11 protein-coding genes are annotated in these 15,114 nt (G+C 52.5%); 3 read left to right on the top strand and 8 right to left on the bottom strand.

What is annotated here, in order from left to right; genetic code table 11:
• Nucleotides 1-36 precede the first annotated feature (36 nt).
• Nucleotides 37-1,557, top strand: a complete 1,521-nt coding sequence (locus tag L855_RS11695; RefSeq protein ID WP_159788199.1) for an MBOAT family O-acyltransferase — start codon at nucleotides 37-39, stop codon at nucleotides 1,555-1,557.
• 149 nt (nucleotides 1,558-1,706) lie between these two features.
• Entirely contained in the window at nucleotides 1,707-2,072 is a 366-nt protein-coding gene (locus tag L855_RS11690) for a response regulator transcription factor (protein ID WP_159788197.1), read from the top strand.
• Between the two features lie 166 nt (nucleotides 2,073-2,238).
• Here L855_RS11690 and L855_RS11685 read toward each other — a convergent pair whose 3' ends face one another.
• The 8 genes from L855_RS11685 to L855_RS11650 form a co-directional block, all read right to left on the bottom strand.
• Nucleotides 2,239-6,051: a hybrid sensor histidine kinase/response regulator gene (locus L855_RS11685; protein WP_159788195.1), complete on the bottom strand. Its 3,813-nt coding sequence runs from the start codon at nucleotides 6,049-6,051 to the stop codon at nucleotides 2,239-2,241.
• A gap of 135 nt (nucleotides 6,052-6,186) precedes the next feature.
• On the bottom strand, nucleotides 6,187-9,741 hold the full coding sequence (locus L855_RS11680) for a GAF domain-containing protein (RefSeq protein WP_159788193.1): 3,555 nt from the start codon (nucleotides 9,739-9,741) through the stop codon (nucleotides 6,187-6,189).
• A gap of 251 nt (nucleotides 9,742-9,992) precedes the next feature.
• Entirely contained in the window at nucleotides 9,993-10,598 is a 606-nt protein-coding gene (locus tag L855_RS11675) for a chemotaxis protein CheW (protein ID WP_219729908.1), read from the bottom strand.
• 98 nt (nucleotides 10,599-10,696) lie between these two features.
• Nucleotides 10,697-11,062 carry a response regulator transcription factor gene (locus tag L855_RS11670; RefSeq protein ID WP_159788189.1) on the bottom strand — a complete coding sequence of 122 codons (366 nt, stop codon included), beginning with the start codon at nucleotides 11,060-11,062 and terminating at the stop codon, nucleotides 10,697-10,699.
• A gap of 186 nt (nucleotides 11,063-11,248) precedes the next feature.
• Complete coding sequence (locus tag L855_RS11665; RefSeq protein ID WP_159788187.1) at nucleotides 11,249-11,461, bottom strand: response regulator; 213 nt, start codon at nucleotides 11,459-11,461, stop codon at nucleotides 11,249-11,251.
• Nucleotides 11,439-11,591, bottom strand: coding sequence for a response regulator (locus L855_RS11660; protein ID WP_159788185.1), 153 nt, complete (start codon nucleotides 11,589-11,591; stop codon nucleotides 11,439-11,441). Before L855_RS11660 ends, L855_RS11665 begins: the two co-directional genes overlap by 23 nt.
• A gap of 4 nt (nucleotides 11,592-11,595) precedes the next feature.
• Nucleotides 11,596-12,564, bottom strand: coding sequence for a DUF4388 domain-containing protein (locus L855_RS11655; protein ID WP_159788183.1), 969 nt, complete (start codon nucleotides 12,562-12,564; stop codon nucleotides 11,596-11,598).
• 488 nt (nucleotides 12,565-13,052) lie between these two features.
• On the bottom strand, nucleotides 13,053-14,375 hold the full coding sequence (locus L855_RS11650) for a dihydroorotase (RefSeq protein WP_159788181.1): 1,323 nt from the start codon (nucleotides 14,373-14,375) through the stop codon (nucleotides 13,053-13,055).
• Between the two features lie 126 nt (nucleotides 14,376-14,501).
• On the opposite strand from L855_RS11650, the gene lepB reads away from it, so the two are divergent.
• Nucleotides 14,502-15,071, top strand: a complete 570-nt coding sequence (gene lepB / locus L855_RS11645) for a signal peptidase I (RefSeq protein ID WP_159788179.1) — start codon at nucleotides 14,502-14,504, stop codon at nucleotides 15,069-15,071.
• The last annotated feature ends 43 nt before the right edge of the window (nucleotides 15,072-15,114 follow it).

Below are 15,114 nucleotides of genomic sequence, written 5' to 3'. Positions count from 1 at the left end.
TTGATATTCTAGCAGCAAGACAATCCCCCCATTTCTATGACATTCGTCTCAATTCTCTATGGTTTATTCCTCCTCAGTACCGTCATTCTGTACTGGGGAATCCCTAATCGACGCTTTCGCCTCGGACTCATCCTCACCGCAAGCGTCATTTTTTATGGCTCCATTCAACTGCAATCCCTGCCCTTTCTTCTCCTCATGGCTTGGGGAACCTTTGCCCTAGGAAAACCCCTCTCAGAAACCACCCCCACTCAGCCCACAGACCAAACCAAAACCTTAAGTAATGAAGCCTGGCGCCAACTCGAACTCCGTTGGCAACAGCGGCGACGCTGGCTCCTCACCGCCGGAATTGCCCTAAATGTCCTGATTTTAGTGGGGTTTAAATATGCCCCCTTTTTATTCCCCACCCTAGGACAAGAGTCCCCAGTTCTAGCCCCTTGGCTAGACCCTTATTTTGTCATGCCCCTGGGCATTAGTTTTTTTGGCTTTGAATGTATCGCTTACCTCATTGACGTCTTCCGAGGGGCGCCCCCCAGTCACAACTTCTTTGAATTTTCTGCCTATAAATTCTATTTTCCCAAACTCATCTCGGGCCCAATCACCCGCTTTCATCAGTGGTTTGAACAGTGGCAACTGCAACATCCCCTGAAAATTGAGCAAGTCACCGATGGCTTATGGCTCATTGCCAGTGGTGCCATTAAAAAGGGATTACTCGCCGATAACTTGGCGATTTTTGTCAATCTTTGTTTTGAAAACACCCAACGGGCCGGAAGCATCGATTTACAGTTAGCGGTGATTGGCTATGGCTTACAACTGTATCTCGATTTCAGTGGTTATGTCGATATGGCTCGGGGGAGTGCCCTGTTATTGGGGTGGACCTTACCGGAAAACTTTAATTTCCCCTATATCTCTACCAGCATCGCTGACTTTTGGCGACGCTGGCATATTACCTTAGGCAGTTGGCTGCGCAATTACCTCTATTTCCCCCTAGGGGGGTCTCGTCGCGGCTTGCTAAGAACCTGCATTAACTTAATGATCGTGATGCTGCTTGCGGGCCTGTGGCATGGCAGTGCAACCGCAGGGATGAACCCAGCAGGATTCCTGGTTTGGGGGGCAATTCACGGCGCGGGGTTAGTTATCCATCGTCTCAATGATGTCCTCTCCCAACGTTGGCAGGGGTTAGCCGCGTTGTGGCGTAGTTTCCCTGGGGTGATGTTGGCCTGGCTACTCACCCAGGGAATGGTCTTTTTCTCCTGGATTTTCTTCCGTCTCCCCGATTTGCAGGTGTCCGGTTGGGTGGTGCGCCATCTCTGGGGCCAGTCTCGCGATGCCCAATTCTTGGATTTAGTTTATCTAGAAACCGTCGGTTGGATGCCGGAACAGTTGGCCATCGCCTTTCTGGGGATTTTCGCCGCCATGTTCCTGGCCCATTTTTTCTGTCATACCCTCAAGGTGCAACTCAACTGGCATGTAAAAATTGCCCTGGTTCCCATCTGTTGGTATGCTGTGCTTCTCTTTGCCCCGGAAGACAGTCTGCCCTATATCTATTTTGATTTCTAATCTCGGGGGACAGACCATTGGCCCGATTTGCCCAAGAAAATCTAATTTCCAGAGACGATGATGCAGACAGTGTCTTAAGATGGTGATGTATTGCCACGATTGAACTGCGTTTGCACCGCGTTGGGCTGCCACTGCTATAGAAACAAGCCATGAGTACGATTTTAGTCGTTGAGGACAGTACCTCCCAACGGGAGATGATTGCTAACCTGTTACGAAACCAGGGAATGCAGGTAGTACCAGCGCGGAGTGGCGTGGAGGCCCTAAAGTATCTCAAGGCCAATACCCCCGATTTGGTGGTATTGGATATTGTGATGCCCAATCCCAACGGGTATGACGTCTGCCGCAAGATGAAGGCACATCCCCGTACGAAGGATATTCCAGTCATCATGTGTTCCTGCAAAGGGGAGGAGTTTGATCGCTACTGGGGCATGAAGGTCGGGGCGGATGCCTATATCGCCAAACCCTTCCACCCGGATGAGATGATTAACGCGGTTCGCCAACTGCTGACTCTGTGAGGCGGGAAGGCAAAAGGCAAAAGGCAAAAGGCAAAAGGCAAAAGGCAAAAGGCAAAAGTGGAGAAGAAGGGAACACCGGAACAGGGAACACCGGAACAGGGAACAGGGGTCCCTCTTCTTCCTCGGTGTCCTCTGTGACTGAAGTGTTTCTCCTCTTGCCTCTTGCCTATTGCCCTCTCCCCTCTTCCCCCAACAACTCCTCCAATATGGACAACAACTCCGGTTGCGAGAGAGGTTTCGTTAGATAGCCAGTACAGCCGAGTTCTTTGGCAATTTGGCGGTATTTTTGGCTGCTGTGGGAGGTCAGCATGACAATGGGGAGTTGGGCTAAGGGACCCCCCTGACGACAGTAGGTGAGGAACTCAAAGCCATTCATGTGAGGCATTTCAATATCACAGAGGGCTAGGGCAATCTCGGGATGCTCTTGAAGTTGAGAAATGGCTTCCTGACCGTCTCGGGCCTGGACGACCTCATAGCCGGCATCCCGTAAGGTGGCAGTAAGGGTGTGGCGGAGGTTGATAGAGTCATCAATCACTAACAAAACGATGGACTGACTCCGAGAGTCGGTAACCGCAGGAGACAGGGACAGGGGTGACACTCTATCATCCAGGCTGGCCGACGAGGAGGGATTGTCTGAGGGACCCAGGGCAACGGCCGATCGCCCCTGGGAACTGCGGCTAAACTGAGGGTGAGATACGCTGGTTTGCGGCAGAGTTGGCCCCGTTTGGCTTTGGAAGATTTCCCCCCCATCGATTACCAACGCCAGACGACTATCACTGAGGATACTACAACCATAAACATAGGGCGGCGGGGCGATCGCCTGCCCCAGAGGACGAATCACTAACTCCTGTTCCCCGATGATGCGATCGACTTCTAACCCCATCAGCCGGCTAGCCTGACGCAGCAAGAGAATCGGCGCACTTAAATCTCGGGAAATCGAGAGTTTGTTGGTGGTGGGTTCTTGTTTCTCCTCAACTAGGGACGATTGATAATGCAACAAATCGGCTAACTGACGCACCGATACCATCGTCCGGTTGTCGTCTTCGGTGTCGAGTTGCAAGACACGATGATTTTCGAAATGCTTGAGATGGCCCGGTGGCGGCATGACAATCTTATCGATGGAGTCCAATAAGAGACCATAGGCCGACCCTCCCGCCTGAACCACCAACACCTTGGCGATGGTAATCGAAAGGGGAATTTGCAAAATAAAGACCGTTCCCTGACCCGGCTGAGACTCCACCGCAATTCGGCCTTTGAGGGTCTGGAGTTGCGATCGCACCACATCGAGGCCCACACCCCGCCCGGAAATCTCATTCACCTGGCCCGCCGTGGAGAACCCTGGTTCAAACAACACATCGAGATGGTTCGTGGAAATGATCTGTCGGGCCTCCTCCTCCGAGAGAAATTTCCCCTCTACGGCTTTGCGACGAATCCCCTCTAAGTTCAATCCCCGTCCGTCATCCCGCACCTCAATCGTGGTCTGAACCCCTTGATTGTAGGCACGAATGGAGATAGTCCCCACCTCCGGTTTCCCTGCCGCGAGACGGTCGTCCGAGGACTCAATCCCATGGTCGAAGGCATTGCGAACTAAATGTAGCAGAGGTTCATAGAGTTTTTGAGCAATACTCTGTTCAATCAGAAGATCCTGGCCATCCATCTCCAGGGTCACCGGTTTGCCCTGAATGCGAGACAGTTGCTGCAACATCAACGGGAACCGCTGTAACACTTCCCCAAAGGGCAACATGCGAACATCGACTAAATCATCTTGCATCACAGAAAGCAGTTGTTGTTGTTTTTCCATTAACTGGGCCAGTTCCCGACTGCGACCATAAATGTCCTCGGTGTTCTGTTCGAGTCCCGAGACTTGACCGAAGGCGGTTTTCAGGAGTAGATGCAAATCGGCAATACTATCGAAGTTAAAGCCATCCCCGGCAATTGGGGTGCTGAGAGGATTGCCAGAGAAGGGATCTTGTCCCATGACCCGGGCCGCATCCCCGCTCACCATGAGAGTTCGTTCTGACCAGTCCAAAAGTTGACTAATAGTATCTCGGTGTTGATGGATTTGCGATCGCAGTCGTACTGCCGACTGTTGTAGGGCTTCTTCTTCGAGGGCCTGACGGTTGCGATCGACCAGTAACTCCCCCAAACGGTGATTGAGGCGTTCGAGTCCCTTGATGTCCACACTCACCAACTGCCGCGTTGTTCCCTCTCCCGCAGCCGTTCGGGACGTGCCTTGGGTCTTTGCCTTGGATGCGGAGGGAGTCTCATCAAAAAATTCTCCCTCCTGAACGGGATCTTCAACCACATCAGAGGCCGTTGATTCAGAGGCTGGAGTGGTCAACGGGGCTTCTGACGTCTCCTGGGGGGGGTCGGTTTGGGACTTTCCCTCTGCTATCTCTGCCCCAGTCTTTGCCCCAGTCTCTGCCCCTATCTCCGGTTCTGGGATGTTGGACTCAACCACCGCCTCTAGGGTCGATTCATCCCCTTGTGAGATTAGGTCATCGCTCATGGCCGCTGGGGCATCGTCTAAATCTCCCCAAACCCCTTCTAGGAGATCCTCATCCTCCTCCGACTCCTGTTCTAGGGCGGCCCTCCGCAACTGCTCAACGGCGGGGTGTTGAAGCCAGTTTTTCTCCTGTTTCGAGACGGGAGGTAATTCCTGATAGCGATCGCCCACGGCCCGATTGAGACGGCGTAGGGCTTCGACTAACATCACGTCTTCATAGGTTTTCGGCTGCTGGGTATCACTGGCATATTGAAACTTCGCCAACATCACCACCATCGAGAGCATTGTCCAATGGCGATAAAGCTTGAAACTGGCACTATCCTTAGGTTGCTCAATCGAGGTTAAAAAGGCCTCAACCCATTTTTTAATCCCCGAGGCGGTTTTAACCACGGTTTTTTTATGATTCGCCTTCTTACGGGGCAACTTGGGAACCATTAACTCAAAACAAAAGTTCGCCAGGGGAATCTCCTCCTCCTGGGCAAACCAAGCCGCCACAGTGCGAATCGCCTCCTCGAAAAACTCAGCCACCCCAGAGGACACCGGTTTTCCATAGCGTTTGTCCCCCAAGAACTCCCGAAACTGCCCCAGTTCCACATCCAACGCCGTCTCGTCCTGGCGAACCTCCTCCGTGGTCAACGAGTCCAACGGCCCAGGGGAACTAGGAACCACCCCCCGCGCCACCTTCGCCTCGGGAACCGTTCCCTGGGCCAGGGCCAGCAATCCGGCCGATGGTGACCCCCCCGAATCGCGATCGCCCCCCAATACCTGCCGTTGTCCCTGTTGATAATCGGCTAAGGCCAACTCGCCAATGGTCTGAATCTGTTTCGGACTCCGGCCTAAGGCTTGCAAAACCGTCTCAGCAATTTGACTCCAACCGGGCAAATTTAAGGATTCCCCCAAGCCAACAAAAACCTCAGCTCCCGACCTTAAACTGTCTTCAATGGCTTGAATATCTCCCTGTTCAACTTGGCGTTTAAGCTCATCTAAACGCTGTTGAACCCCTAACTCAAAAATAGATTTAGCAATATCAAATCCCAACTCAGATGACGTAGGAATATACTCTTTTTGCCCAAAATCATCCCCCAACTTATCCCGCAAGCGGGCTAACACATCTGCCGCTCGATTTAACAAAACCTCCTCATCGATAGGGGTTTGATTCATCTCTGCTGTCAACGCATTTCGCAGACATTCATAGCCCTCAAACAAGAGACCTTCCAACTCATTATCAATAGGAATCTCTTCATTATAAAGAGCCTTAAAGGCATCCTCCATCGAGTGAGAAATGGATTTTAACCCCTCCAGGCCCACATTCGCCGCCGCCCCCTTTAAGGTATGAGTTGCCCGCATCATGCCATGGACATTCTGAATCCGATTTCCCTCATGAAGTTTCAGCAGACCATCTTCCACGGCTTGCAGCAACTCCGGGGCTTCACTCAGGAAATAGACATATCCTTGATCACGACGGCTGTTCATAAATGAAAATTAGTGTTAATCGTTATTGCCCCTGCAACAGGGATGAGTTCTAGCTTATCGAGGAACTTACCCCTATTGCCTGTTGCCTGTTGCCTGTTACCTGCTGCCTGCTGCCTGCTGCCTATTGCCTCTTTCCTAACTCACCTTAAATTGTCCCGCACTTGATTGTAACTCCTGAGCTGTGGTCAGAGCATCCTTAAAGCGCGAGGAAATCGCGATGGAGTTTTCCGAGGTTTGGTTGGCAATTTCTGCAATTGAGCGCATCATCTCTGTCACCGATTGAGCTTGTTCCGTTTGTACCTGCGTCGCATGGGTAATTCCCTGCACCAGTTCCCCGATTTGGGCCGTCGCCGTCACAATCTCATTGAGAGTTTGCCGGGTTTCGCCCACCAGATTTGTCCCCTTCGTCACCTGTTCCGAGGCCATTTCCATCGCCAGGGTCACATCCTTCGTTTCTGCCTGAATTTCCTGGACCAGATTTTCAATTTCGGTGGTCGCATCCGCTGACTGACGAGCCAGGGAGCGCACCTCATCGGCAACCACCGCAAAGCCGCGCCCATATTCCCCGGCTCGGGTGGCTTCAATGGCCGCATTCAACGCCAATAAGTTGGTCTGAGTGGCGAAGTTGTTAATCAGGTTCACCACCTTAGCGATGTTTTGCGAGGACTGGGTAAGGCGGGCAATCCCTTTGGCGGCGGCGGCCACGGTTTGGCGAATGTCGGCAATCCCCTCCACGGTACGGTTCATGGCATCATCCCCAGCTTCTAGGGTACGGTTGGCCCCCTGTAGCGCCACTTCCACCTGTTGGGCGTTGTTGGCAGTGGTTTGGGTGAAGCCCACCACATCCTGAATGCGATCGAGGGTTTTGCTAATTTCCTCGAATTGCTTTTGCGCTTGGTCTGACAATTCCATCAGAGACGCGTCACTACTTTGGGAGCTTTGCACCACCTGTCCGGCGGCGGTTTGCACCTGCATGACGATTTTACGCAGGCTTTGCAGGGTGTTGTTGAAGGAGTCGGCCAGGGTTCCCATTTCATCTTCTGTCACGGGAATCCGCACTGTTAAATCCCCGTCCAGGGCTGGGCGGACGGCCATCAGCAGTTCCAGAGCCCGTTTTTGCAGTTGTTCTTTGGCGGCCTTATCCCGTTGGGCAGCAGCTTCGAGTTGCAGGGACTGCTCTTGCAGTTGTTGCAGGTATTCACTCTGCTGAATGGCGACTCCCAGTTGGGTTCCGATTTGCCGCAGTAGGGTGACTTCCTCGTTTTCCCAGTCCCGTGGCCCGTTGTTCTGATAGGCGGCCAGGAGTCCCCAGAGTTGAGGACCCTTGAAGATGGGAACAATGGCATAGGCGCGACATTGATATTGTTCGAGGACTTCGAGATAACAGGTGCTAAAGCCCGCTTGATAGATATCTTCAACGGAGAAGGCTTGTTCAGTCTGGAAGCGTCCCCCTTCCGTCTCTTGCAGATAGGTATCCCGACTGGCGGGGCCGCTGGCTTGGGGGGCAAGTTGGCCGGACTGTTGCCGCTCAATCAGGCTTGTCATGTTGTCGCATTGGCTGACATTGTCCCGTAGAGCGGGAATTTGTTGTTGTCGCTGCACCAGGGGGGCCCAGGTCGCCCCGACGGACTCGGCAATAAAGGACCCACTCCAGTCTTCGGCGAATTGATAGACACAGACGCGATCAGTTTTGAGGAGTCGTCGGACTTCGGTGGTGGTGGTGTCGAAGATGGTGTCTAAGTTCAGAGATTCCCGAATCCGTTCGATGACCTGAGCGACGGCGCGTTCCCGTTCGGCGGTGCGGGCAATTCGTTCGGACTGGCGGCGCAGTTCCTGGACGGTTTCGGCTTGTTGCAGGGCGACCCCTAATTGGTCGGCGATGCGTACAAGCAGTTGCACTTCGTCCTCTTGCCATTCCCGAGGGCCGTCGTTTTGATAGGCGGCGAGAATGCCCCAGAGGGTTTCCCCTTGGAAAATAGGAACCAGGGTATAGGCCCGGGCCTCGAACTGTTCGAGGAGTTCGACGTGACAGGGGTCATGGCCGGCTTCGTAGATATCGGTGACGGCGTAGGTTTCCCGGTAGGCGTAACGTCCTCCCTGGTTTTCTTCGAGGTAGGTGTCTTTCCAGACTCGTTCGACTTCAGGGCCGACGAGTTTCCCCCAGCCGGGAGTGACGGACTCGGCCACAAACTGACCGCTAAAGTCGGGGTTGAATTGATAGACGGCGATGCGATCGCATTGCAGCAACAGTCGTACTTCTTTGGTGGTGACGTTGAAGATACTGTTGATATCGAGGGATTGACGGATGCGGTCGATGACTTGGGCTACGGTGCGATCGCGCTCGGCGGCTTGGCGAATGCGATCGGACTGACGACGCAGTTGGGTCACGGTTTCGGCTTGTTGCAGGGCCACCCCCAATTGGTCGGCAATCCGTTGCAGCAAATCCACTTCGCTATTTTGCCATTCCCGGGGACCGTCGTTTTGATAGGCGGCGAGAATCCCCCAGAGATGTTCTCCTTGGAAAATGGGAACTAGGGTATAGGCCCGGGCCTCGAACTGTTCGAGGAGTTCGACGTGACAGGGGTCATGACCGATGGTATAGATATCACTGACGGCGTAGGTTTCATGGTTGGCGTAGCGTCCCCCTTGGTTTTCTTCGAGGTAGGTATCTTTCCAAACCCGTTCGACCTCCTCGCCAACGAGTTTCACCCAGCCGGAGGTGACGGACTCAGCCACAAACTGACCGCTAAAGTCGGGGTTAAATTGATAGACGGCCACGCGATCGCATTTCAGCAGTAACCGGACTTCCTTTGTGGTGGTGCGGAAGATAATATCGATATTCAGGGATTGACGAATCCGCTCAATCACCCGTGCTACGCTGCGATCGCGGTCTTGAACTCGGTCAAAGGAGTTGCGCAACCGTTCGAGGACATCCTCAACTTGCTGGGGGTTGGGGTCTAGCATGGAAGTCCCATGACCATTGAGACTTTGCTGGAAACTAATTAATTCGGCGGCCACTTGTCGCAAAATGGCGATTTCTCGTTCTGACCAGGAATAGGGGTTACGACAATGCTGCACAGACAAAACCCCCCAAAGTTTTTGACCCAGTTTGAGGGGAATGGTTAGGGCCGCTTGGACTTGATAGCGATCGAGGATTTGCTGCTGGTGTGGGGTAAGGTTGGTGCGAGATTGGTCGGCGATGGAGATAAACCCCAGGTTTTGATAGTCGTCTAGGGTTTCAAAACCAAAGGCGGCAATGTGGAGGCGATCGCCCAAAGATGGTGTCCAACCTCGTCCGACGGCTTCGGCAACCACAGTCCCCGTTAAATTCGCACCATTGGCATTTGTTAGAGGCAGTCCAGATTCAATTGCGCTATTTAAACCAGGACGATTGACGCCATTTCCCCCCCCATTGAAGGCCAATCCAGACATGGGATTTTGGAATTGGTCAATAAAGGCATCAATACTGCGATCGCACAGGCGGTAAATGAGGGCGCGATCGCACTCAAACACCTGCTGAAGTTGTACCACCACATCCCGACAGGCCGCCTCTAAGCTGTTGGCCTGTTGGAGGGGTTGGGTAATCTTAGCCGCCTGCTGACGAATCGCTTTGAGTTGTTCTTCTAAGCTTTTAGCAATGGGGGCCGAGAGGTTGGTTGTGGCTGGGGAGGTGGATTCGCGAGGAGACATAGCTTAAGACCGAAGAGAACAAGGGCAGAAGGTAGTAGGCAGTAGGCAGCAGGCAGCAGGGGGGAGAAGGCAGTAGGGGCATAACCTACCCTAGCCCCTCCCGCTGAGGGGATAGCAAGTGGCCTGCGACAAGGGGGACGAGGAGGAAAGAGGACAGTTCAACGGCATAACCCACCCCTAATCCCTCCTAGGAGGGGAAAGTTCCCCTTTTGCTTACTGCCTGCTGCCTACTGCCTACTGCCTTCTTTCCCCTAAGAATAAGGAGACGGAGTTGTCGGATGTTGCAGCAACCGGAAGACTTCGGCAATGTCGATAACAATCGCCAGTTCTCCCCGTTCATCAATAAAATACCCCTGCAAATAGGGAACAATCGCGGGAGGAAAAAGTTGAACGTCGGCGGCTTGCAGATGGGCAAGGTTATATACAGCTAAGTCTAAAACCTGGGGAACCATAAAGCCAATGACCTGTTCGTTCCATTCCACAACAATCGCCACCGTTTGGGCGATCGCCCCGCTGGTGAGAATATCGCTCCCACTCCGAGAACTGCTACTACGCAGGCCATACAGAGGGGGATAGCCGAGGAGTTCACCGAAATCAACCACCCACAGCATCTCACCACGCCAATTGTAAACCCCTAGAATGCACGATCGCATTTCTGGGACCGGCAACACTTCCGACAGACGCACCGTCGCAATTTCCGCCACTGTTTCCACGGGAATCAGGGCAAAATCTCGCTCTCCGATGTAGAACTGCAAAAATTTGCCCGTTTGGGAGTTCCCCCCTTCAACAGCAGCGGCAGCATCTACATTTAAGGACAGATTGGGATAGTTCAAGGATGAGTCCACAGGATAAGACACGAACGAGGAACAAGCTTAGGTGCAGAGGGGCTTCATCTTAGAGGCTGATGAGCCAGTCCCCCTCCGAAGAGGGGGGATAATCCGGACTATCATCGGGGTCAGCCAATCAATTTACGAACGGTTTTCAGGAGGAGATCTTCATCCAGAGGTTTCGTGAGATAGGCATCCGCCCCCAGCATATTGCCCCAGGTTTTATCCACATCTGTATCTTTGCTCGAACAAATAATGATGGGGATTCCTTTGGTATCAGGATTGGTCTTAAACTCACGACACAGTTCAAAGCCGCTCTGTCCGGGGAGAATTACATCCAGAACAATTAAATCTGGACGGCGTTGTCCCACTTTACTCAGGGCTTCTTCACCATTTTCGGCGTTGATCACCACTGAGCCATCTTGTTTAAGATAGCGATTAATGGTTTCGCGATCTGTCATGCCATCTTCGACGACGAGAATCGTGTTGCTCATGAAATCTGTTTCTGACTCCTAAGACTCGGGGTTTGTCAACGATTAAAATCAAATGTGAGTTGGTCGGTCGGCGCGATCGCCTAAAATAACCACTCAATCCATGTCCTACCGTAGCAAAAAACGACTCTACCCACCCAAACCAGCCCCCTCCATTAGGGCACCGGGTGAACTCAAACGGTGACTAAGTCAGGAAACCTGGACGTTTAAAAACTTATGCACCGTACTCAGCAGTTTCTCCGCATCAATGGGTTTCCCCAAAAAATCCGAAGCTTTGACCATTTTGGCTCGCACGCGATCGACCACGCCATCATTGCCGGTGAGAATAATGATGGGAGTCTCGGCAAACTGAGACATCCGCCGCAGTTGCGTACAGACCTCATAGCCATTGGCCACGGGCATCACCAATCTCGGCAAACTGAGACATCCGCCGCAGTTGCGTACAGACCTCATAGCCATTGGCCACGGGCATCACCAAGTCGAGGAAAATCAATTGGGGCCGTTTTTCTAGCAAAATCGGCAAGGCTTGCACCGAATCAGTGATGCTGTTCGAGGAAAATCAATTGGGGCCGTTTTTCTAGCAAAATCGGCAAGGCTTGCACCGAATCAGTGATGCTGATGAACTCATAGCCCGCCGACTTAATAATCTTGCCGAGTTGCTCGCATAACTGCGGACTATCATCCACACAAGCAATCAGCCGCTTGTGTGCAGGGTCAGGTCTCGCCCCTCGCGGAGTCTGGGGCGGTTCCAATCCCGGCTTAGGAATCTCTGAACCCGGGACTAAATCAATCCAGCGTTTGCGAATATAGGGCGCCAACGATTTGGTCAGCCGGGTGATGTCAATCTTGGTTAGAACCGATAACTCCCGTAAAGTGCGCTGGCCATTGACTTTCTTGCGTAACTGCTCAAACGCCTTAGCCGGGACATTTTCTTGTAAGCCCTCCAGATTACGAATGACGGGGATGAGATTGGGAGAGACCTGGGCGAAACCAGCCCCCCTCCACTCATCAAAGGCCAGCTTCGCCCGCTTGACCGCCTGTTTGAGGTTGACCGCCACAATTTGCATCCGTAAAATGCTAAGGGCTTCATGGTGGACGGTCTCAAACTGGAGGGGTTCGCGACGTTCTTGCTGAAATAGATCAAACAGGACATCGGTGATGGTTTGTTCAATAATGGCGATCGCCGTATCCTTATCTAAGACATTGCGCTTAAGTAAAACCCAAACCACCTGATAATTCCAACAGACAAATCGATCGGATTCGCGAACGGCCAGGCTCTCGAAGTTGAACGTCGGACAATAGGCATTCAATTGTCGCCGTAGGGAACGAACGGGGTGAGAGTGGTTGGTCGCCCAAATCAAACGACCCACGCAAAAATATAAGCTCCACCGTTCACCACTAGGCGCACTGATATCTAGTTGCCCAGTCAGCTGGTCTTGATTTTGGATGGCGAGTTGCTGGATTAAGCGAATCGCTGTGCTGTGTTGTACCACCGTTGCTGTCATACCCTAAACAGTCCATTTTCTGGTTTCTACATTCAAGAACCAGCGTCTTTTTATATGTTTTTCAGAGTTTTCATCAAAAAAATCAAGTCAACTTGACCCAAGTCTTAATTAGGATGGGTTTGCTTGATGGCTGGCTTGCTCTACTGTTTTCAGTATATCAAGCCCTGTCAGCAATTGCTCACCCTGATCCCCGCCCTATCTGTAAAGAGATTGTCAAGACAGTTATAAAAGTTTATATGCCCAATTGCCACCGAGATCCCTAGCAAAATTCCGACCAAGGGAGCTGTTTTCCATCTCTGTTGATGAAACTGTCTCGAATCTGGAAAAACTCCAGATTTTTAGGTAGAAACACCGAGGATTAGCCCCAAGGGGGGTTTTTTTGTTAGCACAAAATGAGCCTTTTTTCTTAAAGCTATAGTAAAGAACCGATCGCTTATTGTAAATAAGTCTGAACTTTTATTGCAAAAGCCAGGCGATGCACATAAAACTTAATGAAAACTCAGAGCCTGGCCACGAATCGAGGTCTTCAGTTCCCCATTATCGAGCACCACTTGCCCCCCAACAATCGTAAAACGGGGAAAGCCCGTCAACGACCAGCCCTCAAAGGGACTCCAGCCGCACTTAGTCGCCAAATCCTTCGCCTCCACCGTGAGATAGGTCTGCAAATCCACCAGCACTAAATCAGCATCATAGCCCGGGGCAATCTGTCCCTTATTGGCAATCCCATAGCCCTTGGCAGGATTCGTCGACATCCAACGGGCCACCTGAGCCACCGTGCAGCGGCCCGCCATCGCCTGAGTCAACATCAGAGGTAACGACGTCTCCACCCCCGGCATCCCTGAGGGAGTATCGGGATAGGTTCGCGCCTTCTCCTCTAGGGTATGGGGAGCATGGTCGGTCGCAATAAAATCAATAACGCCATCATGCAACGCCTGCCACAGGATCTCATTGTCCCGCGCCGACTTCAGGGGCGGATTCATCTGGGCCTTCGAGCCAATCTCAGCATAGGCACTGGTGTTGAGCAACAAATGCTGCGGGGTCACCTCTGCCGTCACCCAGTCCGGTTTCTCCTGACGGAGTAACTCCGCTTCCTCCCCAGTGGACATATGCAAAATATGTAAGCGGCGGCGATAGGTTTTCGAGAACCGCAGGGCCCGTTTCGTGGCAATGAGTGCCGCCTCATTATCCTGAATTTGCGAATGGATAGCGGGATCAGTGATCCCCGCAAACTGTTGTCGCCGCTGTTCAATGCGGGTGCGATCCTCAGCGTGAACCGCAATCAGGCGATCGCCCTCCCGGAAAATCGCATCCAACGCCGCCTCATCATCCACCAACAGTGGGCCCTTCATCGATCCCATAAAAATCTTGATGCCGCAGGTGGGGTTAGCCTCCCGTAAATCCGGCAGATTTTCCTCCGTCGCCCCAATAAAGAAACCATAATTGACCAAGGATTTCCCCGCCGCCAGGGCCAACTTCTGATCTAACGCCGCCTGAGTCGTCGTCAGGGGTTTGGTGTTGGGCATCTCCAGATAGGAAGTCACCCCCCCTCTGGCACAGGCACAACTGGCAGTAAATAAGTCTTCTTTATATTCCAAACCCGGTTCCCGGAAATGCACCTGGGGATCAATCACCCCCGGTAACAGGGTTAAGCCCTGAGCATCAATCTCACGATAATCCACCTCAGGAGGGCTAAAATTCGCCTCCACCGCCCCAATACGTCCCTCCTCAATCCAGACATCGGCCGGCATCAGGCGATCGTCCGACATCAAAACTTGAGCATTACGAATTAGCAGGGGGACAGTTTGTGACATGGAACTAAGAGACGACAGGACAACTCTAACCCAGACTATACTGGAGGATGGACTCCCGTCTAGTATCGTCTTAAGCAATGTATACCGGGAGTCTTTGGTTCCACACTCTCTGCCTCACGAAATACTATGCCCTCAAATCGTCATGGAGAAAACCCTTGGGTTGAAGCCCTAAAAACCTTTGGCATCAGTGCCGTCCTCGCGTTGGGGATTCGTACCTTTGTTGCCGAAGCTCGTTATATCCCCTCCGGTTCCATGCAGCCCACCCTTGATATCAACGATCGCCTCATCATCGATAAAGTTAGCCACCACTTTCGCGACATTACACGCGGCGATATCATCGTCTTTAACCCCACAGAACACCTACAAGAAAAATTTAAAGATGCCTTCATTAAACGGGTGATTGGGCTACCCGGAGACAAAGTCGAGGTTCGAGACCAAGTCGTCTGGGTCAACGATGCACCACTGATCGAAAATTACCTCTACGCGCCCCCAGATTACGTGTACGGGCCCGTCTACGTCCCCGAAGACCATTTCTTCGTCCTCGGTGATAACCGCAATAACAGCTACGACAGCCATTATTGGGGCTTTGTCCCCCGAGACTTAGTGGTTGGACGAGCCGTCGCTCGCTTTTGGCCCCTCGGCCGCTTGGGTTCGATTACATCTCGTCCTGAGCATGAGGAAGACCTACTGAACTAGCGACTTAGCCGTCTCCTTCCCTCGCTTGGGTCAGAGGTTCCAA

Source organism: Sodalinema gerasimenkoae IPPAS B-353 (genome assembly GCF_009846485.1).
GTDB classification, from domain to species: Bacteria; Cyanobacteriota; Cyanobacteriia; order Cyanobacteriales; family Geitlerinemataceae; genus Sodalinema; species Sodalinema gerasimenkoae.
Note: the sequence above shows the minus strand (reverse complement) of the source record. Positions and strands in the feature narration are given on the sequence as shown.

What these genes read in the sequence shown, in the direction of transcription:
- L855_RS11690 (WP_159788197.1), top strand. Translation starts at nt 1,707, where the DNA reads ATGAGTACGATTTTAGTCGTTGAGGACAGTACCTCCCAACGGGAGATG.
- L855_RS11665 (WP_159788187.1), bottom strand. Translation starts at nt 11,461, where the DNA reads ATGCCCGTGGCCAATGGCTATGAGGTCTGTACGCAACTGCGGCGGATG.
- L855_RS11680 (WP_159788193.1), bottom strand. Translation starts at nt 9,741, where the DNA reads ATGTCTCCTCGCGAATCCACCTCCCCAGCCACAACCAACCTCTCGGCC.
- L855_RS11670 (WP_159788189.1), bottom strand. Translation starts at nt 11,062, where the DNA reads ATGAGCAACACGATTCTCGTCGTCGAAGATGGCATGACAGATCGCGAA.
- L855_RS11655 (WP_159788183.1), bottom strand. Translation starts at nt 12,564, where the DNA reads ATGACAGCAACGGTGGTACAACACAGCACAGCGATTCGCTTAATCCAG.
- lepB (WP_159788179.1), top strand. Translation starts at nt 14,502, where the DNA reads ATGCCCTCAAATCGTCATGGAGAAAACCCTTGGGTTGAAGCCCTAAAA.
- L855_RS11685 (WP_159788195.1), bottom strand. Translation starts at nt 6,051, where the DNA reads ATGAACAGCCGTCGTGATCAAGGATATGTCTATTTCCTGAGTGAAGCC.
- L855_RS11695 (WP_159788199.1), top strand. Translation starts at nt 37, where the DNA reads ATGACATTCGTCTCAATTCTCTATGGTTTATTCCTCCTCAGTACCGTC.
- L855_RS11650 (WP_159788181.1), bottom strand. Translation starts at nt 14,375, where the DNA reads ATGTCACAAACTGTCCCCCTGCTAATTCGTAATGCTCAAGTTTTGATG.